Raw genomic sequence first — 23,183 nt, 5'->3', positions numbered from 1 at the left:
CCGATGTCGAGTGTCTTAGTCTACTTACATGGCATGTCTGGATACCTACGGCTACGCACTGACGTGCACCGACGAGGCGGGCAGGGCGTACGGCCGAGGCGTCCTCGACCTGCTGCGGCTCCGGTCGGGTGCGGTGGGGGCCGTTGCCAGCTCCGTGGTCCTGGACCCCACCTTCGCGCTCGGCCACGCCACGGTCGCGCTGCTCGGCCACGAGCTGTGCGCGCCCGTCGACATCGCGGCGCGGATGACCGACGCGCTGCGTCACGCGTCCCAGGCGACGGTGCGGGAGCGCAGTCACGTGCACGCGGTCGCCGCCCACCTGCGCGGTGACTCCCGGCCACTGGTGCGGCACCTGCGGGCCTACCCCCGCGACGCGGTCCTGCTGTCGACGGCCGTGCCGACCATCGCGTTCGCCGGTGTCACCGAGGTCCCCGAGGAGGCGTGGGCGCTGGTCGAGGCGGCGATCCCGGCCTACGGCGACGACTGGTGGTTCCTCGGGCTGCTCGCGTTCGTCCGCCAGGAGCAGCGGCGCTTCGACGAGGCGATGGACCTGGCCGTCGTCTCGCTCGCGGTCGAGCCGGGTGCCGGGCACTCCGCACACGCCCGCGCGCACGCGCACTACGAGACCGGCGACCACGAGGCCGGCCTCGCCTGGATGGATGCCTGGGTCACCGGCGACGGCGCGGCGACCGACAGCCTGAGCCACTTCTCCTGGCACGCGGCGCTGCACGAGCTCTCTCTCGGCGACCAGGACGCCGTCCGCCGCCGGTACGACGCCCAGCTGCGCCCCGAGCGCGGGCTCGGGTGCCGCGCGGTGGTCGACAGCGGGTCGCTGCTGTTCCGCTGGGCGCTGACCCCCGGCGCCACCGGGGTCCCCGACATCACTGCGGTCGCCGACGCGGCCGGCCGGGACGTCCTGGAACGCCCGAGCACCCCGTTCCTGGCGCTCCACACCGCCGTGGTGCTGCTCGCCACCGACGACCGCGCCGGCCTGCGTCGCCTGCAGGACTGGGCCGCCCGCCACGAGCACCCGACGCAGCGCGACGTCGTCAGCCCGCTCGCGGCAGCCCTGGCGCAGCTGGCCTCCGGGAGCTGTTCGGCCGCTGCCGACGCGCTCGCACGCCTCGCCCCGTCGGTGCCCCGGCTCGGCGGCTCGGACGCGCAGCGCGAGGTCGTCGAGGAGGCCCGGATCGCCTCGCTCCTCCGCGCGGACCGGACCGACGAGGCGCGGGTGCTGCTCGACGCCCGTCTCGACCGGCGCCGCTCACCCCGCGACGAGCGATGGCGTGACGCGTGCCGCGGGGGCGACCGTCACGCCGTCGTGATCTGACCGCCCTGGTCGGCGACACCGACCGCCGGGAGCCCGGACGTCGCCGGCCCGTTGACGACCGAGCCGTCGTCGATGGAGAACTTGCTGCCGTGGCAGGTGCAGTTGATGGTGCCGCCCTCGACGTTCGAGACCAGGCAGCCCTGGTGGGTGCACACGGCCGAGAAGCCCTTGAAGTCGCCTTGGCTGGGCTGGGTGACGACCACCTTCTGGTCGGCGTAGATCGTGCCGCCTCCGACCGGCACGTCGGACGCCGGTCCGAGCTTCTCGCCGGCCGCCGCGGTCGGCGCCGACCCGGTCGACCCGGAGTCGCTGGCCCCGCAGGCGGCGAGGATCGGCACACCGACCCCGATCGCGGCGGCTCCGGTCAAGGTGTTGCGGCGGGTGAGCGACATCCTGGTCCTCTCGGGCGAGCGACTCGTTGAATCTTCACAGTAGGCACGGACGGGGCGGGCCCGTGGTTCAGACCCCTGTGAGGTCCCTGTGAATCTCGCCTCAGCTGGCCTTGCGGGTCCGCGCGGTCGACTTCTTGGCCGCTGCCTTCTTCGCCGCTGCCTTCTTCGCCGCTGCCTTCGTCGCCGCTGCCTTCGTCGCCGCTGCCTTCGTCGCGGGTGCCTGCTTCGTGGCCCGCCGCGGCGCCGCCGGCTGGACCGCCTCGCGGCCGTCGAGCAGCGGTCGGAGGAACTGGCCGGTGTAGCTGGCCGGGTTCGCCGCCACCGCCTCCGGTGTGCCCTCGGCCACGACCATGCCGCCGCGCGACCCGCCCTCGGGGCCCATGTCCACCAGCCAGTCCGCGGTCTTGATCACGTCCAGGTTGTGCTCGATGACCAGAACCGTGTTTCCGGCGTCCACCAGGCGGCCGAGCACGAGCAGCAGCTTGCGGATGTCCTCGAAGTGCAGGCCGGTGGTCGGCTCGTCGAGCACGTAGACCGTGCGTCCGGTCGACCGCTTCTGCAGCTCGGAGGAGAGCTTGACCCGCTGCGCCTCGCCGCCGGACAGCGTCGTGGCCGGCTGCCCCAGCCGCACGTAGCCGAGGCCGACCTCGACCAGCGTCTTCATGTGCCGCGCGATCGCCGGCACCGCGGCGAAGAACTCCGCCGCCTCCTCGATCGGCATGTCGAGGACCTCGGCGATGGTCTTGCCCTTGTAGTGCACCTCGAGCGTCTCGCGGTTGTAGCGCGCGCCGTGGCACACCTCGCACGGCACGTAGACGTCGGGGAGGAAGTTCATCTCGATCTTGATCGTGCCGTCGCCCGCGCACGCCTCGCAGCGCCCGCCCTTGACGTTGAACGAGAACCGACCCTGCAGGTAGCCCCGCATCTTGGCCTCGGGCGTCGAGGCGAACAGCTTGCGGATGTGGTCGAAGACCCCGGTGTAGGTCGCCGGGTTGGAGCGCGGGGTGCGCCCGATGGGCGACTGGTCGACGTGGATGACCTTGTCGACGTGGTCGAGGCCGGTGATCCGCTGGTGCCGCCCGGGCACCGCGCGGGCGTTGTAGATCTGCTTGGCCAGCGACGTGTAGAGGATGTCGTTGACCAGGGTGGACTTGCCCGAGCCGCTGACGCCGGTGACCGCCACGAACAGCCCCAGCGGGAACGAGACGTCGACGTTGCGCAGGTTGTGCTCGCGGGCGCCGACGACGGTCAGCTCCCGGCCCTTCGTGCGCGGCCGGCGCACCTCCGGGACCGGGATCTCCCGCCGGCCGGAGAGGTACTGCCCGGTCATGGAGTCGGGGTGGTCGAGCAGGTCGGCGACGCTGCCGCTGTGGACGACCTGGCCGCCGTGCTCGCCGGCGCCCGGGCCGATGTCGACGACCCAGTCGGCGACCCGGATGGTGTCCTCGTCGTGCTCGACCACGATCAGGGTGTTGCCGAGGTCCTTGAGCCGCACCAGGGTCTCGATCAGCCGGTGGTTGTCACGCTGGTGCAGGCCGATGGACGGCTCGTCGAGCACGTAGAGCACCCCGACCAGCCCGGCGCCGATCTGCGTGGCCAGCCGGATCCGCTGCGCCTCGCCCCCGGACAGCGACCCGGAGGGTCGGTCCAGCGAGAGGTAGTCGAGGCCGACGTCGAGCAGGAAGTTGAGGCGCTCCTGGATCTCCTTGAGCACCCGCTCGCCGATCTGCCGCTCCCGCGCGGACAGGTCGAGGTTGCGCAGGTAGTCGGCCGCCTCGTTGATGGGCAGGGCGCAGACCTCCGCGATGTTCTTGCCGCCCCGCTCGCGCGCGCCGAGGGTGACCGCCATCGAGACCGGCTTGAGGCGGCTGCCGGCGCACACCGGGCACGGCACCTCCCGCATGAAGCCCTCGAAGCGCTCGCGGCTGACGTCGGACTCGGCCTCGCGGTGGCGGCGCTCGATGTAGGCGCGCACGCCCTCGAACTCGGCGTAGTAGGCGCGCTGGCGTCCGTAGCGGTTGCGGGTGACCACGTGCACCTTGGTCGGGTGCCCGTCGAGCACCGACCGACGGGCCTTCGCCGGCAGGTCGTCCCACGGGGTGTTCAGGTCGAAGCCGAGCTCCTCGCCCAGCGCACCGAGCAGCCGCAGGAAGTAGTCGGCGACGTGGGCCTGGCTCCAGGGCTGGATCGCGCCCTCGCCGAGCGTCGCCCGCCCGTCCGGGACGACCAGCTCGGGATCGACCTCCATCCGGGTGCCCAGGCCGTGACAGCTGGGGCAGGCGCCGAACGGGGAGTTGAAGGAGAACGATCGCGGCTCGAGCTCGTCGGTGTCCAGCGGGTGGTCGTTGGGGCACGACATCTTCTCGCTGAACCGGGCCTCGCGGTGCGGGTCCTGGGGGTCGAGGTCGACGAAGTCGAGGACCACCAGGCCGGAGGCCAGCTGCAGCGCCGTCTCGACCGAGTCGGTGAGGCGGCGCTTCGCGGAGTCCTTGACGGCGAGCCGGTCGACCACCACCTCGATGGTGTGCTTCTTCTGCTTGTCGAGCTTCGGTGGGTCGTCCAGCGGGTGGGTCTCGCCGTTCACGCGCACGCGCGAGAATCCCTGGGTCTGCAGCTGCTTGAACAGCTCGACGTACTCCCCCTTGCGCCCGCGGATCACCGGTGCGAGCACCTGGAAGCGCCGGCCCTCCTCCATCGCGAGCACCCGGTCGACGATCTGCTGCGGGGTCTGCCGCTCGATCGGGGCACCGCACACCGGGCAGTGCGGCCGCCCCGCCCGCGCGTAGAGCAGGCGCAGGTAGTCGTAGACCTCGGTGATGGTGCCGACGGTCGAGCGTGGGTTCTTCGACGTCGACTTCTGGTCGATCGAGACCGCCGGCGAGAGACCCTCGATGAAGTCGACGTCCGGCTTGTCCATCTGGCCGAGGAACTGCCGGGCGTACGCCGACAGCGACTCGACGTAGCGCCGCTGCCCCTCGGCGAAGATGGTGTCGAAGGCCAGCGAGGACTTTCCCGACCCGGACAGCCCGGTGAAGACGATGAGCGAGTCGCGCGGCAGGTCGATCGAGACGTCCTTGAGGTTGTGCTCCCGGGCACCCCGGACGATGAGCTGGTCGACCACTGCTTGTCCCCTCGTTTCGAACACCTGTTCGTCATCCTAACCGGCCTGAGCACACGACAACCCCGCGAGGCGCGCCGGTGTTCCCCACGATCTCACGGGGGACCGACAGCCACCCCGCCCGGCAGCTCGGTCCGGCAGGATGGGCCCATGGAGGACCCGACCGACCTCGCCGCGGCGACCCGCCGCCTGATCCGCACCGCCGACGGCCTCGCCGACGCCGACTACGGTGCGCCCACCGAGTGCACGGGCTGGACCCGTGCCCACGTGCTCGCCCACCTCGCCCTGAACGCCGAGGGGCTGGCCGGGGCGCTGCGCGGCATCGTCGAGGGACGTCCGACCCCGATGTACGCCAGCCAGGAGCGGCGCGACGCCGACATCGCGTCGCTGGCGGCCAAGCACCCCTCGGCGATCCGGAGCCGGCTGCTCGGCGCCGCCACCGACCTGCACGACGCCGTCGCCGCGGTGCCGCAGGACCGGGCCGGGACGGTCGTCGAGCGGGTGCCGGGCGGGGCGACGTTCACCGCGGACGACGTGACCTGGATGCGGCTGCGCGAGGTGGAGATCCACCACGCCGACCTCCACTGCGGCTACGACCGCACCGAGTGGCCGGCCGAGTTCGCGCTCCGCCTGGTCGCCTCGATGCTCGACCGGCCCGAGCCCGCGCTGACCCTCCGCGCGGTGGACCTGGACCGCACCTGGTCCACCGGCGAGGGCGGCCCCACCGTCTCCGGCACCGCCGCGGACCTGGGCTGGTGGCTCAGCGGGCGCGGTGACGGCAGTGACCTGACGAGCGACAGCGGCGCCCTGCCGCGGATCGGAGCATGATGACCTACACCGGAGACGTGACCCCGGGCGGCGCCCCCGACGTCCGGGAGCTCGAGCACCTCACCATCACCAAGCTGGCCGTCGACGAGCAGATGTCGAACAACTGCTACCTGCTGCGGTGCCGGGAGACGGGCGACCAGGTGCTGGTCGACGCCGCCTCGGACGCCCCCACCCTGCTGTCGCTGGTCGGCGACGCCGGCCTGACCACCGTGGTGACCACCCACCAGCACTGGGACCACCACCGGGCGCTCGCCGACGTCGTGGCCGCCACCGGCGCCCAGGTCCTCGCCGGGGCACCGGACGCGGCGGCGATCACCGAGCAGACGGGCGTGCCGGTCGACCGGGAGCTGGCCCAGGGGGACACGGTGGCGGTCGGCTCGTGCACGCTGTCGGTCATCGCCCTGGCCGGCCACACCCCGGGCTCGGTCGCCCTGCTCTACGAGGACCCGGCCGGGTCGCCGCACCTGTTCACCGGCGACTCGCTCTTCCCCGGGGGTCCTGGAAGGACAACACGCCCGGAGGACTTCACCAGCCTCATGGACGACCTAGAGTCCAAGGTGTTCGGGCGGCTACCCGATGACACCTGGTTCTACCCCGGTCACGGCAACGACTCCACCCTCGGCGTCGAGCGCCCGTCCCTTGCGGAGTGGCGCTCGCGCGGTTGGTGAGTAGAGGGAGCAGTCGACGTCCCCAACGTCTTGCTAGATCGGGAGGCCGTCGTCGTGGATCTGCCTGCCGGGGGCCTGCTTCAGCACCCGCAGGAGGATACGGGCTTGCTTGGGCGTCATCGGCGGGATCTCGGGGTCGTCATCGAATTCCTGGGCGAGGCGGACGATGCGGTCAAGGTTCAGTGCCATGACGGCTCACCCCAGCTCGCGTCCTCAGCGTCGCGCGTTGGCGTACCCATGAGGGTGAGGACCGCACGGGCTTGGGTCAACGTCATATCCGGGATCGTCGGGTCGTTCTCCATCTTGGCGGCCAGTTTTCGAATTCGCTTCAAATTGAGTTCCATGTAGTTATCGGAGCACCATTCGAATTAGTTAGTCAAGGCAGAACATAAACAATGGAATTGTCTCTACACGCGATCAATTCGGATATTCGAATTGTGCCTACACGTGATTCGCCTCACGAGAACGCCGTCCATCGGATAGGCAAGTTGGTGAACGTGGCGGCGCCGGAGCCGAGGTTGACCAGGACGATCCGGAAGTCGGTGGCGGTGATCTGGTCGACCTGGCGAATGGCGATGAGGCCGGCGCCGGAGACGAAGCCTGCGACCTGGGCGTAGACCGCGGCCGGGGTGGCGCTGTAGGGGACGGTGAACGAGACGGTGGCGGTCACCGATGCACCTGCGGCGATGCTGCTGCCGGACATCGTGGTCGAGCCGTGCTGGATGCCTGGGGCCACGGCGCCGTTGCCTGGGCTCGGGGTGTTGACCGGTGGCGCCACACCGCCGTCGACAGCGAATCCGAGGGTGGTGAGCCACTTCTCGGAGGTGATGGTGTGCTGGATGCTAGTGACCCGCAGGGAGTCCGAGAGGCCGCCGTTGGTGTTGTTGACCGTGACCAGGTCGTAGAGGTCTAGCAGCGCCTTGGGGAGGTCTCCCACTCCGGCGATCGGGAGCGTGGTCGACTGCACGCGGATCACCGGGGTGGCGTTGGCTGCGAGGACCGCGGCGCCGTATGCGGCCATGGCTGCGCTGGACTCGGTGCCGCCCTGGACGGTGAACTCGGCGGCGTGCGGTCCCCAGGTGGCCACGGAGGTGGCGTCGGTGTAGGGACCGTAGGGGATTTCGACGGTCTCGCCGGTCGCGAGGTTGATCCGCAGGTACTTGATGGTGACGGTGTTGATGCACCGGTCGGTGTCGTAGTCGACGACCAGCGAGGAGTAGTCGTCCTCGTCGAGGGTGGCCGCGACTGTGGTGGGGATCTGGGAGGCGTCCCAGGCCTGCATCACGCCGAACCGGTCGACCCAGGCGTACCCGCTGATGGTGTCGCGGGTGATGGCGATCTGGTCGAGCACGGAGGCGTTCTCGTTGTGCGCGACGACGGTGGCGCTGGCGACCTGGCTACCTGAGCCGTTGCACGACCAGGGCACCCCGGCGCCCTCCAAGATCCAGGGCAGTTCGCTGATCTGGGCGACGCCGTCTGTGGCGGGGATGGAGGCGAGCCTGGAGACGTTGTCGACGGCGGTCAGGGTGATTCGGGCGCGCTTTGCGTCGGTGCGGGCGTAGTCGTAGGTGACCGCGGCGTTGCGGATGGCGCCCCAGAAGATCGGAGTCCAGGTGGTCCCGTCGAGGGTCATCACTCGCGCCTTGCGGCCGGGGCGGAGCAGGGTGGCTACGGCCGGGTCGAGGGAGGCGTCGAGGACGCTGGCGGTGAGCAGTCCCACGTTCAGCTCGTCGCGGTTGATCGACAGGTCGTGGGTCGGGCCGAGGATGTTCTGGTACGGGATGGGGTCGAGGTAGCCCAGCCCGGTCAGTGCCCCGAGCGTCGCGGACTTGGCGACGGTGACCTTGGTGAAGGTGATGTATCCGCCGCTGACCATGTTGGCGCCGGAGGTGTTTAGGTACTGGTCGAACCGGAGTCGGGCGTAGACGGTTCCGGTCGGTGCCTGCACGGCGCCGACGCTCATGACGGTGCCGTTGACGAAGTAGTAGCCGGATTGGGTCGACGCGGTGATCACTGCGCCAGCCGAGTTCAGCCACTCGAACCGGAGTCGGACGTAGCCGGTGCCGCCCGAGCCGCCCTCGGCGTAGGCCGCGACGTACTCGCCGGCCGTGACCGGCATCGGCTCGGTGTAGAAGTAGTTCGCACCGATCGTGTGGTTGTACCGCAGTCGCCAGCCGGAGGTGACCTTGGACTTGGTCATCGTCGTGCCGGCGACCGGGGTGATCCAGCCCCAGCCGCCGAGCTCGCCCATGGGGTTGGCGACCAGGTTGTAGAGCCCGGTGGGGTCGGTCTCGACCTCCAGGCGGAGCACGTCGACGGTGGAGAAGCTCTGGGTGGGCATGTTCAGCGGGCTCCGGTTCCGTGCCAGGCGTCGAGGTCGGCCTGGATCTCCCGGCCCCGGCGCAGTTGGTCGACCTGCTCGGCGGTGAGGCGCAGCGTCATGGTTCGGCCGCTGCTGCCGGCGCCGGAGGCCACGAACGCGTCGAGGCCGGGGCGTCCGAATCCCTTCTGCAGCGACGCGGCGAGGACGGCGCCGGAGCGGCGCACGTAGATGTCATCGAGACCGAGGTCCAGTCCCCTGACGGTGTCGAGGCCGATGCGGGCGAACACCCGCGACGGCGACTTGATCCCTAGCGCCTTCTTGACCGCTGCGACGAGCGCGTTGGCCAGCCGCACCGCGGCCCGGTCGAGCCGCCTGGCCTGAGCCTCCAGCCCACGCACGAGACCATCAGCGGCTGCGATGCCGGCGCCGTAGAAGTGCTGCCCGGCGTACTTGCCGAGGTCCTTCCCGATCTTGGCCAGCTCGGCCTGCTGGGAGTTCAGGACCTTGATCGAGCCCTTGCCAGCCGCCAGGATCGCCTGGACCTGCGGCAGCGACGCCGGTCCCTGGGAGATCAGGTCGCGCAGGTCGGTGGCGTTGAGCCCCATCTTCGCCAGCCGCTTGATGGCGGCCGCCCACTTCTTCGCTGTGGCGACGGCGCCGCCGCGCTGCTGGATGAGCTGGTCGACCGACCCGAACCCGGCCCCCTGCCCCAGGGTGGACAGCGACCCGGTGCCGGTGACCGTCGATGCCACCGATGCGGCGTAGTCGGCGGCGGCCTTCTTGATCTCCTTGAGCTTGTCCTTGGCCTTGTCCAGGGCGTCGTTGACCCGGTCCTGGGCCTTGCCGTTCTTGACCAGCGCGGCGTACTGGCCGCGCAGGTGGGCGAGCACCGCCTTCTCGCGGGCCGCCTCCTTCTTGGCGTCCTTGAGGTTGATCCGCTTCTTGATCAGGGCGGTGATCTTGCCCAGGGACTTCTTGACGCCGTCCTCGCCGTCGGTGAACCCGGCGATCAGGCCGGTGATGATCGAGCGGCCGGCCGGACGCAGGAGGATCTTGTCCTTCTTCGGCGGGCCCTTCCAGGAGGTCAGCTTGCCGGTGAGTTCTCCGAGCTTGCCCTGGACAGCCGAGAACTTCGAGGTGATGCCGTTGATGAACCCCTGGATCAGCTCGGCCCCAGCGCTGTAGAGCAGGGAGCCCAGCGAGCCCAGTGCGGACTTGATCTTGCCCGGGATGGACCGCACGACCGAGACCGCCGCCTCGAGCTTCGATCGGACCGCGGACTCGATCTGCCCGAACCATCCGCGGACCTTCCCGACGATGGCGGCGATGGTGTTGAAGTAGGCGGCCACGGCTCGGATGCCGGTGGAGACGACTGCCTTGACCGCGCCGATGTAGGTGGAGACGACCGCCTTGACGGCCGACCAGACGGCCGAGGTGACCGCCTTGACCTTGTTCCAGTGCTTGGCGGCCAGGAGGGCGACGGCTGCGAGGGGTCCGCCGATCAGGACGATGATCAGCTTCCAGTGACTCTTGATGAAGTCGACCACGAACGAGACGGCGGCGGAGACGACCTTCTTGATGACGCTGAAGGTCTTGTCGACGATGGCGCGGAAGGTGTCGGACTTCTTGTAGGCGATGACGAACGCGGCGACCAGGGCGGCGATCGCGACGACTACCAGGCCGATGGGGTTGGCGGTCATGGCCACGTTGAGAGCCCACTGGCCGACCGCAGCCGCCTTGGTCGCTGCGCCCATGGCCACGGTGGCTACGCGCTGGGCGACCAGGCCGACAACGGACCGGGCGCGGGTGGCGACCCCGACGTTCTCGGCGGCCGTGGTGCTGATGGTCGCACCGGTCAGCTCGGCCCGGGTGGCGATCAGCGCCTTGTTGGACGCGACCAGCTGGCGGTTGACGACGACCTCGGCGATCTTGGTCGGCACCGAGAGGACCGCGGCCGCGTTGGCGGCGACCTGGGCGGCCTTGACGGCGACGAACCCGGCGGCCAGGAACGGCAGCGCCTTGGTCAGCAGGTCGATGTGGTCGGCGGCGAACCCGATGACGACCGAGGTGACGCTGAGGAGGTCGGTGAACGACGGCAGCGACTGCGAGGCCTGCTTGACGGCCGGGCCGACCTTGGCGAGGTTCTTGGCGATCTCGGCGTACTGGGAGCCGGTGCCGCCGCCCTTGCTCGAGGTCAGGTTGCTCAGGGCCGCCGGCAGCCCGGCGAGGGCCCGGGAGAGCTTCGGCGCGTACTTGTCGGCCAGGGTCGAGATGAACGGCAGCACCTGCTTGTTGCCGACGGCGACCAGCTGGGTCATGGCCGGCAGCAGGGCGCGGCCGATCTTGACCTTGATGTTCTCCCACCCGGCGCCGAGGATCTGCTGCTGCTCTGCGAGGGTGCCGGTCTGCTTGGCGAACTGGCCCTGTGCGTCCTTGGACTGCTTCATCAGCAGGTTGGTGGTGGCCTGCTGCTGGGCCTGGCGCTGCTGGGCGATCGTGAGCTTGTTGAACTCTGTGGTCGACTTCACGTGCGCGACGCGCTGCGCCTCGACGTTGATCGTCGACTGCTTCAGCGATATGCCGTACTGCTCCAAGGGGTCGAACTCGCCCTTGTACGCCGAGGTGAGGGCCTCGACGGCCTGGGTGGCGGTGCCGCCGTACATCGCGGACAGGTCGGCGCCGAGCTTGACCATGCGGCGGGTCTTCGGCGCCAGTTGGTCCATGGCGACGCCCTGGTTCTTGAACAGGGCGCCGAGGAGGTTGGAGTTCTCTCGGTAGGTGTTGGCCGACAGACCGAACTTGGTGGCCGCATCACGGGAGGTGCGGATGACCTTGCGTGACCAGCGGCCGAAGATGGCCTGAGACGCACCGAGGGACTGCTGGGCGTCGGAGGCCGCCGAGATCGACGCCTTGCCGAACCGGACCGCTGCGACGGTCGCGACGCCGAGGCCTGCGGCGAGCGCGACTCCGGCGACCCGGCCGGCCTTGCGGACCCGCACGCCCATGCCGGCGGCGTTGGCCGAGACCGAGGTGATGGCCCGGTTGGCATTGGACGCGTCCGCCAGGATGGAGATCCGGATCGGGCCTGCCACCGGTCACCATCCCTTCTTCTTCGCGTCCGTCGCGGCCTTGCTGAACTGCTCTCGTTCCAGTCGCGTGAGCGACCGGTAGACCTCGGGGGTCTGGCCGGTCATGAAGCACCAGAGGCCGAGGTCGTACGCCCTCAGTCGGAGGGCGCGGAGTCGTTTCCCGACGGGGTCTCCGGGTGCTCGGGGTCCAGCTCGGGCTCGTCGTCGGCGAAGTAGGTGTTGGCGTCGCGCAGGGCCATCTCCATGGCGGCCTGCTTGGCCTGGTCGTCGCTCTTGCCGCCGCGGCGGAGGTCGACGAACACGAGCGCCCGGAGGGCCTTGACGCCCTTGGTCTCGGAGTCGGTGTAGATGTCGATCCCGAAGTGCTTCTCGATCGCGATCTCGTCGAAGCCGGTGAGGCTCTCGGCCATCTCCTCGGCGGTCATGGGGCTGGTGCTCATCGGAAGTGGTGCTCCTTGATCTGGTCGTTGATGGCGTCCTCGAAGATCGAGACGGCGTCGGGCAGGACGTCGGCTTCGCCTTCCTGCATGTACTGAGCGGGTGCGATGTTCCGAGCGGGCCAGCCGTAGTTGATGACGCCGGCGTAGTCGGTGCTCGCGGTGACGACCGCGGCCTTGCGGGACTGCCGGCCGGACACTCGGCCGGCGAGGCGCCCGGACCGTCGAGGTGTGTGCCTCTCGACGGCCCGCGCACCGCGCTCTGCGATCTCCTCCAGGGCGTCCTTCGGCTCGTCGACGTAGACCCCGACCTCGCGGAGCGCCCGGGTGACGTCTGCGAGGTTGTCGACCTCGATCGACAGCCCGTCCATGGGGTCCTCTAGACCCCGAAGACGTCGACGGTGACCGACGTGACAGCGGAGTAGGTCCAGGACACCCGGCCGGTGGTGAGGCTGAGGAACCTGGTCGTGTCGGTGATGGCCAGGACCCGCTCGGCGCCGGCCGGTACCGATACCTGGACGTCGGCGTTGAAGGACTGCGCCTGGTCAGGGCCAACGCTGTTGACGTCGTCGAGGGTGACCGTGATCGCCGACCCGCCGCCGTTCTTGACTCGGATCGCGAGCCGCTGGCGGGAGTCCGTGGGGACGCAGTAGTCGCCGGTCGCGTCCGCGGCCGCAGCGACCGGGGTCTGGACGAGGCCCGTGAGGATGGTCCGCTGGGTCGCCATCAGCTGGTCACCTTCGTGGGCTTGGCCGAGAAGACCCACTCGCACTCGAAGGTCCACCGCGAGGTGGTCGAGGCGTCGGCGTCTCCACCGATCAGCGTGCCGTCGGGCTCGGTGATCGTGACGTTGCCGGAGTAGTGCGGCTGCGTCGGAGAGGCGGTGGAGTTGCCGTACGGCTTCACGAGCGCGGCGACCGAGCTGCCTGCCGCCGACCAGACCTTGTCCCAGATCGTCCCGGTGGTGAGGTCCTGCAGGCCGGTGAACTTCAGCCTGTACTCGCGCGCGCCGCCGGCGGCGGCCTCGGCGAACGTGGTGACGTCAGACTCAGCAGCCTGCGAGGTGATCTCGCAGTTGCTGACCTGCGCCGTGTAGTCGGTGCCACCGATCGTCAGCACGAGCTGGCGGGTGCCCAATGCGGTCATGTCATTCCTCCCGGAACCCGTTGATGAACGCCGCCAGCACGGTCGTGCCGTCGACAAGGTGAAGCTGTTGAGGTGTTGCTGAGCGGATCGCCATGAGCGGCCGAAGGGCCGCAACGAGAGCCGGAACCTTCTGCTCGAAGAAGGCTTCAGCCGTCGCCATGTCCTGGCCGAGGCAGACGACGACGTTCCAGTGGACGACGGCGCCAAACCGATCCGGGAACTCCTGGCGCTCCAGTCGGACGCACGCCTGCCCGATGGACGTGAGCTGTACGTACGTCGGGCTGCACGAGATGCCCTCGACCCCAGAGGCCGCGGTCGCGAGCTCGGCTCGGACTTCGGCGCTCATCCGACCAGCACCTTGCGGTAGGGCTGTTCGAGACGACGGATCTCGGGGTCTGTCGTGGATAGGCGGGCGGCGCCGACCTCGGTTGCCTGCATCCCGAGGGGAAGGCCGCGGCGGGCCAGGTTGACCGCGACCCGCCGGCAGAGCGCTTCGCGGAGGTCGTACGCGGGCTCCTCGGTGGGATACCGGCATCGGGCGTCTTGAGCGGCGCCCTCGGCCCGCAGAGCCAGTTCCAGGTCCTCGTCAGACCACGCGGCGACGCTGGCACCGAGGTAGTTCCGGACGTCTGTCACTGTCACGCCCTGGTTTACGCCAGGCACCGTGCACGTGAAGACCAGCACGTCCTCTTCGGGCCCCAGTATCGAAGCGCTGATGGAGTAGGTGCCACTCCCTCGCGTGAACGGCTGAGTCAGGTACATCTCCTGGTCACCGTCGAGACCATGCGACGGGATCTGGATCTGTGTGGTGGTCGGTTCACCGCGTGGCCAGGTGACCTCCAACGTGATGTCACCGACGAGGTCATCAAGGTCACCGATCACGCGGAAGCCGAACTCCCACGGGTCCTCGAAGGACATCGTGACGTCCAGCGGGGTCAGCGCTTCAAGTGTGGCCATGACGAGGTCCTCCTCTCCGGTGTTTCAGCTGGTCGTGGTGAACGGGTGGCGCTGCTGGAAGAACTCCTCCAGCTCAAGCAGTGCGATTGCCCGCTCAACGGAGCGGCAGTCGCGGCAGGTGTCGTGCTGGACCTTCCGCCCCAGGTCGATCCCGCAACGTCGGCACGGCCACGGGTCCAGGCGGACCTGTCGACGGCTTACGTTGGCGCCGGTGACGACGCGGGCGGGGCTGGTCATGGAGTCGCCGCAACCACGAGCCCGCCGGCGATGTGGATCCCGGGCCGGTCGAGCACGTAGAGCGCCCGGCCACCGGCCGCGTAGACGGTCCGCTTGGTGCCGTCGGGAAGCTCGACAGCGACTTCGCGGGCGTCTTCGTCGACCTCCAGCTCGACCGTGGTCCCGACTGCGGCGGTGAGGTTCGGCGCGGGCCGCGGCTTGGGCTGGCTGGCCTTCTTCGCGGTGGCCTTCTTCGCGGTCGTTTCGCGCTGCGCCATCAGGTCTCCTTGCTCGTGCGGACGTACTTGCTCTCGTCCTTGGGCTCGTGCAGGTCCCAGCGACCGTCGGCCGGCCGGACGTTGCCCTGGTCGTCGTGGGCGCGCTTGCCCTTCCGCTCCTCAGCGGAGGGCACCTGCCGGCTGTCTCCGTCCACGACGGCCCGGCGCTGCCGGCGGGCCATCAGCTGTCCGCCGTCGTGTAGTCGATCGGCTTCACGTCGGAGTCACGCAGGCACGCGGTCGCCGAGTAGCCCCAGATGGCCATGTCGACCGACTTGACCTGGTACTCGAACACGAACTTCTTCGGCGTCGAGGCCCAGGCCCACACAGAGGACGGCACGAAGTTGTACGACTTCTTGTCGTTGCCGGTGCCGAGGGCCCAGGCGGCGCGGATGTTCTGGTTGCCCAGCTGCACCCGGTCGAAGCCGCCCGAGACGGTGCCCTGCGCGTTGGTGGGACCCAGGATCGGGAGCAGCTTCCGGCCGGCCGAGTCCTTCGCGGCGACCAGCGCCGGGAACAAGTTGCCATCGGCGACGAAGCCGGTGAACCGGTTCCCGCCGCGGACGAACTGCAGGCCGGCGAAGTACGCCGTGAGGGCATCGACGAGTGCCGAGTCGACGGCACTGGCCAAGTTCAGCTCGGCCGTCGCGATGCCGTTGAGAAGCGTCGCGATCTTCGCCTCGATCGCCTCGTAGTAGGCGTTCAGCATCTCGGCCCAGATGATCTGGTCCGCCTGCGGCGACCCGCCCTGGTCGAGGACCTCGCGGTTGATCTCGATCTTGCCCGAGGTGGGCGTCGGGGTGATCGTCTGGATCGTCGCCGAGAACGAGCCCGGGGTCGGCTCGGTCCCCTGGGTGTGCGCGCCGACCAGGCCGGAGGCCGACGAGAACTTCGGCACCGTGAACGGGGTGACGTCGTCGACGACTCCGGTCGACACCGACTCCCACAGCGGACGGGAGTACTGCAGGTTCGGCACATACAGGTCGGGGCGGTTGCGGGTCGGGTTGAGCGAGCTCACGTTCGAGGTGGTGACCGCGAACGCTGCGAACTCCTCGCCGAACTCCTCGAGCCGCTGCCGCGCCTCGCTGTCGCCCTGCTGCGCCGACCGCATATCCGCGACGAACGAGTGCTCGGCCTTGACGCCGTCGAAGCGGTACGGCGACGGCTCGGTGACCTCGAACTGGGTCCCGCCGGCCGAGACGACCTCGCGCTCGCCCTGCGGGCGGGCCAGGTCCGAGAACCCCTGGAACATCGCCTTGCGGATCTCGGTGGCGAGGTGGGTGGCGTCGAACTTCAGCTCGCCGCTCTCGCCCTCGAAGGTGCCGGTGCGGGCGTCGTCGAACGAGGGCGCCGGCGTCAACGAGATCTCCATCAGCGGGACGTCGACGGCGAACTGAATCCCGTCGCGGGTCTGGAACCGGCCGCCGCGGCCAAGACCGATCGAGAGGCCGTCGAGGACGCCGTCCTCGGCCAGGGACAGGATCCGGTCACCCTCGGCGCCGCGGGCAACCTGGAACTCGGCGTAGAGCCCGTCCTCGCGGTCGTCGAGTTGGGTGGCGAACCCGATGGCCTGGTTCTTGTCGTGCTGCACCCACAGCTTCACCCGCTTCGGGTCGGCGAACTTCAGCGACCCCTTGGAGAAAGTGAACTTCTGGCCATTGCTGACGCCGACCTTGCCGTAGGGCACGGCCAGGCCGCGGATGACGCGCTTCTCGGTGTCGACCGAGAACTCGTCGGCGGCCGGCGGGGCGTCGAGCACGAGACTCGGGCCGGCGTCGAAGGTGATGTGGATCGGCTCGGGCGCCGCGAGTGACGGGGTCACGTTGGTCTCCTTGGCTGTCGTCGTGCTGTCGGGCTTGGTGGACAGGGCGGGCTTGCCCTCGAGCTTTCGGACCTCGTCGGCTCCGTCGATGGCGCCGACCTCGATCCCGGCCTTGTAGGCCTGGTAGCGGCTGAGCGCGTCAGTGCGGAGGAACGCGTCGAGGTCGAACCGGACAACCGAGCCGCGCGGGGTCACGTCGCCCATCGAGAGCCGATCCTCGATCGCGGCGCGGTAGCCGCCCAGGGTGAAGTCGATGAACGCCTTGCGGCGGTCGTACTGGTTGGCGTAGGTCCGCGAGGTGGTCGAGACGCCGAGCTCTTCAGGGTCGACACCGGCGATTCGAGCGATCTCCAGCACGGCGTGCTGACGCTGGTCCGCGAGTTCCAGCTGCTCGGGGTTGAAGGCCGCGGCGTTGTACTTGACCGCGGCGGGGATGTACGCCGTCGAGCGCGCTTGGCGAGCCGTAGCCCACGGGTCCAGAAGCTTCTCGCGGAGCTCCTGCTCGTCCTCGAACGGGTCCACTTCATCGACGGGCGTGAAGAAGTCGCCGGGAGGCGCGCCTTCGGCGTACCGCTGGGCGGCCTTGTCGAGGATGAGGCACTGACGGATCGCTCGTGCGCCGGCGACCAGCAGTGGGTCGTTCGGGGAGTCGAACCGGATCAGCTCGGTGTCCTTGGGCCACTCGTCGGCGATGCCGCGGTGGCCGTCGAGGGTCACGTGGACCCGGCCATCCTTCTGCACGTCCACGGAGCGGGGGTCGAGGCGGATCACCTGGGCGGGGAAACCGCGCCAGTCGAAGCCGACGATCTTCCACCACGCGATGCCCTCGTAGAGCAGGTCCTCGGCGAGCCGCGTCATGGTTACCGATCGCGGCACGTCGCGCTCGGGCTGCTGCAGCCACGACGTCGCCTCGATCGTGAGGTCGGGCTTCACCACGTTCAGCGGGAGCGTGCCCAGTGACCCGGCGATCAGGTCACGGGACCGCTTCACGGCCGGGACCTGGGTGGCCTCGCGCCGCGAGACCCGCGGCGCCGGCGACACCGGGGAGGCGTACGACGTGAGTCCGAAGACTTCGGGTGGGACCGACTCGGCGTCCACTGCGAAGGTCACGTCCGCCGAGTCGGTCTCCAGGGCAGCCGCGACGACAGGGTCCCGATGACCCGTCAGCAGCGACCTGAGCACACCCACGCGGCGAACGTAGGAACGGACGGTGTCAGGCGGTGGCCGCTGTCGGGAGAACGACACCTGGCTTGCGTGAACGTGCCAAGCGGCTTCTCTCTATAGCCCAAACCGCCGCCTTGACCGCATCGGCTCGGCCGGTGGACGCCATGCGTGGGCCGTCAGCTCCAGGCAGGGTGCGAAGCGTGAGGACCTGCCCACCGAGGTGCTGACCACCGTCGTGTCGTAGGACACCCTCGGAGATGAGCCGACTGAGGACCTGGACGGCGCCGATCACCCGCGCCTCACCCTTCCGCTTCCGCACACCCTTCAGCGCCACGTGATCCATGAGGCCGGCGCCGACTGTGACGACGGCGCGGCACCCCGATTCCTTGAGGGCGGCCACCGCGGACTCCATGTCGGGGTGGTCCGAGACGCTGACGATCGACCGACCGGCGTCCTTCCATGCGAGCGCGAGGCTGACACCCTCGGCGTACCACGACTCGATCGCGGCCGCGTCAGGCCGGATGAACGGGACCTCGGCGGCGAGGGTGTTCCACGCTTCCGAATCGACAACGCCCTGACCCCGAAGGGCTCGACGCTCGCGCAGCCGCCACACGTTGCCGTACTGGGCGAGGAAGCCCTGCATTGGGTCGGGGTCGTCGGCTTCGGGGTCGGACTCCCCTGCCAGCGCCTTGGCGAACTTGCTGGCAATCATCCGCCGGCGGTCCTCGGACCAGTGCGGCGACGCGGCACGCCACGCGGTCTCGTCGCCCGCATCCGAGCCGGGCGGCATCGACCAGATCAGCACCAGCGTCTCGCCGTCGTCGACGGCCAACGCCTCGGTGATCCGGCCACGCATCAGCGAGGTCGCGCGCCGGTGCGCGGTCGAGGTCAGTACTAGCTGCGGGCTCTCGCGTTCGAGCATGGTCGGTTCCAGGTCGTCGTCGATGCTCGCCGGGGGTACGTCCCACGCCTCGTCGCACAGAGCGAGGCAGGCGTCGTACCCGGTCGTCGAGTCCTTGCTGCGGGCCACCCAGCGGTTGACACCGCGGTACGACACCTCCGGCTCCGTCATCCCCCGCTTGATGTCCCACTCGTCGCGTGGAGCAGCCCACGCCCACGCCTTGCGCATCACCTCGCGAACAATCGCCAAGTCCTTGCCGGTGTGGAGGACCAGCTGCTCCGGTTCGAACATGTCCGGTCCGTTCGCGAGGCGCCACAACGCCATTCCCCGCAGCCGAACTGACTTCCCGATCCGCCGGGGCCCGGACTCAAGGACAACCCGCCAACACAGGGTGCCGTCTTCACGGTGCTGGAGCTGCAGGACGATCGCGAGCTTCTGCCACCATCGCAACCGCAGCGGTCGCCCCCGCTCGACGATGTTGGACTCCATCCACTCGATCGCCTCGGGCCCGAAAGTGCCCACCGCATCGGGGTGAACGCTCGACACCCACAGCGGCGGGGCCGCGTCCTCCGGAACCTCCAGGTACGGCGTGAGCCAATCAGGCGGATCTCGGCAGAGATCGGTCCACGACAGGCCCGCCCGGGCCTCCACGGGGTCTTCGTTGGTCCCGTGTGTGTGTGCCGGAAGGCGCGGGGGTTGTCCGTCGTGATCGTGGTGGGGAAAAGAGCCGTTGATGGCTTCTCGGGCGCCTTCGGCTCGGGCTTTCTCGATGACGGCGGCCTGGGCGGAGGCGTCGGAGCAGGCTCGGTGTTCGGGTTGCCAGTTGGCTACGTCCCAGGTCAGGTCGGGTCGAAGGGTGCGGCTGATCTTGTGACCGACCACCCACGGGGTGCGTCCGTCAACAACCTGGTCGCAGCGTCCGCACTTCATGGGTAGCCATGTCGCGACGATCGCTCGTGCGGCTTGTACCTTGCGACCCGACCAGGTGGCGGTCAACGTCCGTCCCGGTGGATTGCGGGGCATGGTGCGTTGGGGTCGCAGCGTGGGAGGACCAGGCACCGGGCCGAGGACGCGGGGTGGAGCCAGCCTTCGCGGACGGCGGTGGCGATGGCTCGGCTGACCGCTGGTCCGCCCTGGTCGAGGACCTTGGTCAGTTCGCCTGCGGTGAGTGGAGCGTGGCCGCTGGGGCGCGCGTGGGCTTCGGCGTACGACGCCACGCGGAGCCAGAGTCGTTGGCGTCGGTCGCGGTAGCGCGACACCCACACGTCCTCGACGGGGCCGGCCGTCATGGCTTCTGCCCTCGGGCTGCGGCCACGAACGTGGCGAGGTCGCGTGGTGTGCGGAACCCGAGCTCGGTTGCGAGTTCGTCACGGCCGCGGCGTCGGCCCTTGCCGAGGTAGCCCTTGGCGATCTGCGACAGCTTGGCGCGTGTGATGTGGACGATCTCGGAGTCGTCGGCTGCGTTGAGGCGTACGACCTTCGTCTGCTGCCTGGGAGTGGCAGTCGAGTGCTGGTTGATGTCAGGGGTCTGGAACAGGCCGGTCATGCGATCGCCTCGGCCTTCAACGTGTGCGAGTACAGCCAACCTGCGAGTTCGACGTCGTCGAGCTTGGTGGCCCAGACGTCGGGGTGGCGGATGCCGTCGGCCTTCATGTCGAACCAGACGACGGCGGGGTCGAGGGTCTGGTGCTCGACGGCGATGAGGCGGCTGGAGAGCGCGGCGAGGCGGCCGAGCGGGATGCCGTGGTCCGCCGCCGACCCCGTAGTTGCGCCGACACCCGACGCGTCAGCGGCGGTCGGCGCTTGGTCTTGGTTCTTTAGCGGCAGTTCTAGGTCTCCGTGCTCGGTGTCAGTGCTTTCTAGAAGCGCCTGGGAATCCGACGACTGGATATCCGACGACTGGGAAACCGACGCCTGGATACCCGACGCCTGGGAATCCGTCTCCGGTGAATCGAGCACCTCTGTGACCGTCGACCACCGCCCGGTCGTGTTGTCCTGGACGTGCCGCCGCATCAGGTATCCGGCGCGCTCGAGCTCCTTCAGCGCCGTCCGGACGGCATCCCGACCCTCAGGTCGGTTGCGCGCGAGTCGGGTGCTGTCGGTCTCCCACCCGTCGGGCCGCGAGAGGAGATAGGCGAGGACGCCGAGCGCGCGAAAGGAGAGGTCGGCGTTCTCGATCAGCTGGTTGTCGAGGACTGTGAATCGGTCGGGTCGGCGCTGGCGGATGATCTTCATGCGACCTCCCCCGGTGCGCTTGTGCGTACACGTGAATGGTCGACGGCGAGAAGCGCGGTCAGACGGTCAAGCTGCTCCGAGGTGAGCGGCGGAGCGCTCGCGGCGACGTGTTCGACGTACTCGTCGAGTCCCTGTGAAGCCTGGGTAGGCATGACGAACTCCCATGTGGGTGATCGTCATGGGGCCCATTCCAAGACGGGGTTCCGCGGCTTCCGCGGGGCTGTGGCCGATCCTAGACGACCCCATCCGACGCAGGCGGCAGGAACACGCGCCGCCATCGATCGTCGGTCACAGCCCGGTCGAAGACTGCCCCGAGCGCAGCCGGGTCAAGGGAAGCGTACGGCTGCTCGGGCGTCCAGTGATCGCTACATCGCCACCACAGGCGCGTGAGCGCGTTTGGCTTCATCAGGACCGAGTACGCGACCGGTTTCGGGAGCCGCGGAGCTGGGTCATTGACCATCACCGGCGGGTTCTTCTTCACTCGGGTTGAGTTGAAGGCCTCGAAGAGGGACAGGTCGTCGTCGACGACCTCGGGCGGGAGCCGAAGCAGACGGTCGAGCTGCTCCCAGAGAGGCCGGTCCGGGCCACGACGGTCCGCCGACACAGCAGGGATCATCGCGAAGTACAACGGCCCTTCGGGCGTCTCGAAGACCCTTGCAACCTCGCGGCCGTGCGGGTGAGGACAGCGCACGACAACGCGCGGCTTCACCGATGTCGATCGCTCGGCGCTCTGTGCGAAGCCGCGAGCCATGTGGCCCAATCCGATCACCAGCCGGAGGTCCTGAACCTGGGACTGGAAGATCTCTTCGGGGTCTTTCACGAGGATGCGCCCTTCCATCCGATTCGGACCGACTGCGGGTCGAAACCGGGCCCGCGCCGGGTGACCCGGTCGATCGCAACTTCCATGCCGATGGTCTCCAGGACGGCCCGGCGCTGGGTGACCGTCATGCCCTCCCAGCGCTCGACAGCAGTCGGGCCGGCCAGCGCACGGAGCGTGTCAAGGTCAAGCATCCGGGTTGCCGAGCGGCGTGCCCGTTCTGCGTCGTCAATCCGCGGCTGGAGCCGAGCTGTGATCCGGCCGAGCTGGCGGTCGGTGATCTTGCCGTCGGCGTACTGGTCCGCAGCGGCGTCGAGGCGTCGGCGTAGATCTTCGGCCACCTCGGCCTGGCGGCGGGCCTCGTCGTCGTCGCCAAGCAGCCACGCAAGGGCGTCATCACGAGACAGGCGAGCGATCACGACCTTCCCGACGAGTTCGTCGACGGCAGCCTGGGAGCGTCCGACGCAACCCTTCTCGGCGCACAGGTACAGCGGACGGTGCACGCCGTACCTGCTGTTGCCCTTTGTGCCGACACGCAGGAAGCCGCCACAGACCCCGCAGGAGCCGATCCCCCAGGTCAGCAGGTGCCGACGGGCCCCGGGCCGCGCCACGCTGTTCTGGCGCCGCTCAGGGGCCGCCAGAACGGCCGTGAGGCGCTCCCAGTCGGCACGGTCGACCAACGGTGGCCACGCGCCCTCGTACACCGTCTCTGTGGAGCGCCCACGGTGGTGCACGCGCAGCGCGACGTTCGCCGGCCGGGTCGCGATCTTCTTCACCGAGGTCTTGCCCCACCGGTCCCCGGCCGGAGCCGGCACGCCGCGGACGTTCAGATCGTTGGTAAGGCTCAGGAGGGACTCGCCCGAGAGGAGCCGGCGAGTGATCTCCTGGACGATCGCGGCCTGCTCCGGGTCGACGGCGTACGTCGCTGACGATCCGGCTCCGACCTTCGTCCAGCCGTAGCCCAGACCGCCGTTGGGGCGACCGCACCTCGCGCGATCCGCGGCGGCGGCGGCGACGCGTTCGGCCTTGACCTCGCTCTCCATGCTGTCGAACTCTCCGAGGAGCCCGGCCTGCCCGCGGCCGTACGCGGTCGACAGGTCGAAGCTGACGCCGCGCACCGCGATGATCCCGACCCGTTGACGGCCGAAGAGCTCGATGGCGTCCGCGCGCTCGCGTCGGTTGCGGACGAGGCGCGACGTCTGCCAGACCACGACGTGGGACACGGCGCCGGACCGCACCAGGTCGAGGACCTTCGCGTAGCCGGGCCGGTGCCCGCCCTTGGCGGCCGACAGGTCGTTGTCGGTGATCTCGTCAACGATGTCCCAGCCGCGGCCCACAGCGAGGGCGCGGCACTCCTCGAGCTGGCGGCGAACGCCGGAGGCCTCTCCGGTGGTGTCCTCGCTGATCCGGGCGTAGAGGACGACCTGCACACCCGCGTCTATGTTCACCTTTCAGACTCTAC

At 69.4% G+C, this 23,183-nt stretch carries 23 protein-coding genes; 3 read left to right on the top strand and 20 right to left on the bottom strand.

Annotated elements, in window-relative coordinates; genetic code table 11:
* The first annotated feature begins 28 nt into the window (after window positions 1-28).
* The gene (locus ACILRH_RS06835) at window positions 29-1,330 is read left to right on the top strand and encodes a pyridine nucleotide-disulfide oxidoreductase (protein WP_395691810.1); all 1,302 of its coding nucleotides are present in this window, start codon (window positions 29-31) and stop codon (window positions 1,328-1,330) included.
* Here ACILRH_RS06835 and ACILRH_RS06830 read toward each other — a convergent pair.
* Window positions 1,312-1,722: a Rieske (2Fe-2S) protein gene (locus ACILRH_RS06830; protein WP_395691808.1), complete on the bottom strand. Its 411-nt coding sequence runs from the start codon at window positions 1,720-1,722 to the stop codon at window positions 1,312-1,314. The two genes, ACILRH_RS06835 and ACILRH_RS06830, sit on opposite strands and share 19 nt — an antisense overlap.
* A 100-nt stretch (window positions 1,723-1,822) precedes the next feature.
* A complete protein-coding gene (gene uvrA, locus ACILRH_RS06825) occupies window positions 1,823-4,843 on the bottom strand; it encodes an excinuclease ABC subunit UvrA (RefSeq protein ID WP_395691807.1) in 3,021 nt (1,006 codons plus the stop codon).
* 147 nt (window positions 4,844-4,990) lie between these two features.
* Between uvrA and ACILRH_RS06820 the strand changes: the two genes are divergently transcribed.
* Both ACILRH_RS06820 and ACILRH_RS06815 read left to right on the top strand, forming a co-directional pair.
* On the top strand, window positions 4,991-5,668 hold the full coding sequence (locus tag ACILRH_RS06820) for a maleylpyruvate isomerase family mycothiol-dependent enzyme (RefSeq protein WP_395691805.1): 678 nt from the start codon (window positions 4,991-4,993) through the stop codon (window positions 5,666-5,668).
* The gene (locus tag ACILRH_RS06815) at window positions 5,668-6,336 is read left to right on the top strand and encodes an MBL fold metallo-hydrolase (protein ID WP_395692089.1); all 669 of its coding nucleotides are present in this window, start codon (window positions 5,668-5,670) and stop codon (window positions 6,334-6,336) included. The genes ACILRH_RS06820 and ACILRH_RS06815 overlap by 1 nt, the downstream gene beginning before the upstream one ends.
* Before the next feature lie 33 nt (window positions 6,337-6,369).
* Here ACILRH_RS06815 and ACILRH_RS06810 read toward each other — a convergent pair whose 3' ends face one another.
* From ACILRH_RS06810 to ACILRH_RS06725, 18 genes are all read right to left on the bottom strand, one after another.
* A complete protein-coding gene (locus ACILRH_RS06810; RefSeq protein WP_395691803.1) occupies window positions 6,370-6,525 on the bottom strand; it encodes a hypothetical protein in 156 nt (51 codons plus the stop codon).
* 268 nt (window positions 6,526-6,793) lie between these two features.
* Complete coding sequence (locus tag ACILRH_RS06805) at window positions 6,794-8,677, bottom strand: hypothetical protein (protein ID WP_395691801.1); 1,884 nt, start codon at window positions 8,675-8,677, stop codon at window positions 6,794-6,796.
* A 2-nt stretch (window positions 8,678-8,679) separates the two neighbouring features.
* Complete coding sequence (locus ACILRH_RS06800; protein WP_395691800.1) at window positions 8,680-11,751, bottom strand: hypothetical protein; 3,072 nt, start codon at window positions 11,749-11,751, stop codon at window positions 8,680-8,682.
* 131 nt (window positions 11,752-11,882) lie between these two features.
* Window positions 11,883-12,188 carry a hypothetical protein gene (locus ACILRH_RS06795; protein WP_395691799.1) on the bottom strand — a complete coding sequence of 102 codons (306 nt, stop codon included), beginning with the start codon at window positions 12,186-12,188 and terminating at the stop codon, window positions 11,883-11,885.
* Window positions 12,185-12,556, bottom strand: a complete 372-nt coding sequence (locus ACILRH_RS06790; RefSeq protein WP_395691798.1) for a hypothetical protein — start codon at window positions 12,554-12,556, stop codon at window positions 12,185-12,187. The genes ACILRH_RS06795 and ACILRH_RS06790 overlap by 4 nt, the downstream gene beginning before the upstream one ends.
* 8 nt (window positions 12,557-12,564) lie before the next feature.
* Window positions 12,565-12,912 (bottom strand): hypothetical protein, encoded by a 348-nt coding sequence (locus ACILRH_RS06785; protein WP_395691797.1) that lies wholly within the window; start codon window positions 12,910-12,912, stop codon window positions 12,565-12,567.
* Window positions 12,912-13,331, bottom strand: coding sequence for a hypothetical protein (locus tag ACILRH_RS06780; protein WP_395691795.1), 420 nt, complete (start codon window positions 13,329-13,331; stop codon window positions 12,912-12,914). Before ACILRH_RS06780 ends, ACILRH_RS06785 begins: the two co-directional genes overlap by 1 nt.
* Before the next feature lies 1 nt (window position 13,332).
* Complete coding sequence (locus ACILRH_RS06775; RefSeq protein WP_395691794.1) at window positions 13,333-13,677, bottom strand: hypothetical protein; 345 nt, start codon at window positions 13,675-13,677, stop codon at window positions 13,333-13,335.
* Window positions 13,674-14,288, bottom strand: coding sequence for a hypothetical protein (locus ACILRH_RS06770; RefSeq protein WP_395691793.1), 615 nt, complete (start codon window positions 14,286-14,288; stop codon window positions 13,674-13,676). Before ACILRH_RS06770 ends, ACILRH_RS06775 begins: the two co-directional genes overlap by 4 nt.
* 24 nt (window positions 14,289-14,312) lie before the next feature.
* Entirely contained in the window at window positions 14,313-14,525 is a 213-nt protein-coding gene (locus ACILRH_RS06765) for a hypothetical protein (RefSeq protein ID WP_395691792.1), read from the bottom strand.
* A complete protein-coding gene (locus tag ACILRH_RS06760; protein ID WP_395691791.1) occupies window positions 14,522-14,782 on the bottom strand; it encodes a hypothetical protein in 261 nt (86 codons plus the stop codon). Before ACILRH_RS06760 ends, ACILRH_RS06765 begins: the two co-directional genes overlap by 4 nt.
* The gene (locus tag ACILRH_RS06755) at window positions 14,782-14,964 is read right to left on the bottom strand and encodes a hypothetical protein (RefSeq protein WP_395691789.1); all 183 of its coding nucleotides are present in this window, start codon (window positions 14,962-14,964) and stop codon (window positions 14,782-14,784) included. Before ACILRH_RS06755 ends, ACILRH_RS06760 begins: the two co-directional genes overlap by 1 nt.
* Window positions 14,964-17,792, bottom strand: a complete 2,829-nt coding sequence (locus ACILRH_RS06750) for a phage portal protein (RefSeq protein ID WP_395691788.1) — start codon at window positions 17,790-17,792, stop codon at window positions 14,964-14,966. The genes ACILRH_RS06755 and ACILRH_RS06750 overlap by 1 nt, the downstream gene beginning before the upstream one ends.
* A gap of 25 nt (window positions 17,793-17,817) precedes the next feature.
* Window positions 17,818-19,665: an HNH endonuclease gene (locus tag ACILRH_RS06745; protein WP_395691786.1), complete on the bottom strand. Its 1,848-nt coding sequence runs from the start codon at window positions 19,663-19,665 to the stop codon at window positions 17,818-17,820.
* 289 nt (window positions 19,666-19,954) lie between these two features.
* Complete coding sequence (locus tag ACILRH_RS06740) at window positions 19,955-20,215, bottom strand: hypothetical protein (RefSeq protein WP_395691784.1); 261 nt, start codon at window positions 20,213-20,215, stop codon at window positions 19,955-19,957.
* Window positions 20,212-20,904 carry a helix-turn-helix domain-containing protein gene (locus ACILRH_RS06735; protein ID WP_395691782.1) on the bottom strand — a complete coding sequence of 231 codons (693 nt, stop codon included), beginning with the start codon at window positions 20,902-20,904 and terminating at the stop codon, window positions 20,212-20,214. The genes ACILRH_RS06740 and ACILRH_RS06735 overlap by 4 nt, the downstream gene beginning before the upstream one ends.
* 232 nt (window positions 20,905-21,136) lie before the next feature.
* Window positions 21,137-21,742 carry a hypothetical protein gene (locus tag ACILRH_RS06730; RefSeq protein WP_395691781.1) on the bottom strand — a complete coding sequence of 202 codons (606 nt, stop codon included), beginning with the start codon at window positions 21,740-21,742 and terminating at the stop codon, window positions 21,137-21,139.
* Entirely contained in the window at window positions 21,721-23,151 is a 1,431-nt protein-coding gene (locus ACILRH_RS06725; RefSeq protein WP_395692088.1) for a recombinase family protein, read from the bottom strand. The genes ACILRH_RS06730 and ACILRH_RS06725 overlap by 22 nt, the downstream gene beginning before the upstream one ends.
* Window positions 23,152-23,183: the final 32 nt, after the last annotated feature.

The sequence above is a fragment of the Nocardioides sp. genome (assembly GCF_044226765.1).
In the GTDB taxonomy this organism is placed as follows: Bacteria; Actinomycetota; Actinomycetes; order Propionibacteriales; family Nocardioidaceae; genus Nocardioides.
This window is presented reverse-complemented; position numbering and strand designations above follow the sequence as displayed.

Bases quoted from the DNA above. Each gene is read 5' to 3' on its own strand.
- ACILRH_RS06835 (WP_395691810.1), top strand. From the start codon at position 29: ATGGCATGTCTGGATACCTACGGCTACGCACTGACGTGCACCGACGAG.
- ACILRH_RS06830 (WP_395691808.1), bottom strand. From the start codon at position 1,722: ATGTCGCTCACCCGCCGCAACACCTTGACCGGAGCCGCCGCGATCGGG.
- ACILRH_RS06820 (WP_395691805.1), top strand. From the start codon at position 4,991: ATGGAGGACCCGACCGACCTCGCCGCGGCGACCCGCCGCCTGATCCGC.
- ACILRH_RS06815 (WP_395692089.1), top strand. From the start codon at position 5,668: ATGACCTACACCGGAGACGTGACCCCGGGCGGCGCCCCCGACGTCCGG.
- ACILRH_RS06810 (WP_395691803.1), bottom strand. From the start codon at position 6,525: ATGGCACTGAACCTTGACCGCATCGTCCGCCTCGCCCAGGAATTCGAT.
- ACILRH_RS06805 (WP_395691801.1), bottom strand. From the start codon at position 8,677: ATGCCCACCCAGAGCTTCTCCACCGTCGACGTGCTCCGCCTGGAGGTC.
- ACILRH_RS06795 (WP_395691799.1), bottom strand. From the start codon at position 12,188: ATGAGCACCAGCCCCATGACCGCCGAGGAGATGGCCGAGAGCCTCACC.
- ACILRH_RS06790 (WP_395691798.1), bottom strand. From the start codon at position 12,556: ATGGACGGGCTGTCGATCGAGGTCGACAACCTCGCAGACGTCACCCGG.
- ACILRH_RS06785 (WP_395691797.1), bottom strand. From the start codon at position 12,912: ATGGCGACCCAGCGGACCATCCTCACGGGCCTCGTCCAGACCCCGGTC.
- ACILRH_RS06780 (WP_395691795.1), bottom strand. From the start codon at position 13,331: ATGACCGCATTGGGCACCCGCCAGCTCGTGCTGACGATCGGTGGCACC.
- ACILRH_RS06775 (WP_395691794.1), bottom strand. From the start codon at position 13,677: ATGAGCGCCGAAGTCCGAGCCGAGCTCGCGACCGCGGCCTCTGGGGTC.
- ACILRH_RS06770 (WP_395691793.1), bottom strand. From the start codon at position 14,288: ATGGCCACACTTGAAGCGCTGACCCCGCTGGACGTCACGATGTCCTTC.
- ACILRH_RS06765 (WP_395691792.1), bottom strand. From the start codon at position 14,525: ATGACCAGCCCCGCCCGCGTCGTCACCGGCGCCAACGTAAGCCGTCGA.
- ACILRH_RS06760 (WP_395691791.1), bottom strand. From the start codon at position 14,782: ATGGCGCAGCGCGAAACGACCGCGAAGAAGGCCACCGCGAAGAAGGCC.
- ACILRH_RS06755 (WP_395691789.1), bottom strand. From the start codon at position 14,964: ATGGCCCGCCGGCAGCGCCGGGCCGTCGTGGACGGAGACAGCCGGCAG.
- ACILRH_RS06740 (WP_395691784.1), bottom strand. From the start codon at position 20,215: ATGACCGGCCTGTTCCAGACCCCTGACATCAACCAGCACTCGACTGCC.
- ACILRH_RS06735 (WP_395691782.1), bottom strand. From the start codon at position 20,904: ATGAAGATCATCCGCCAGCGCCGACCCGACCGATTCACAGTCCTCGAC.
- ACILRH_RS06730 (WP_395691781.1), bottom strand. From the start codon at position 21,742: ATGGAAGGGCGCATCCTCGTGAAAGACCCCGAAGAGATCTTCCAGTCC.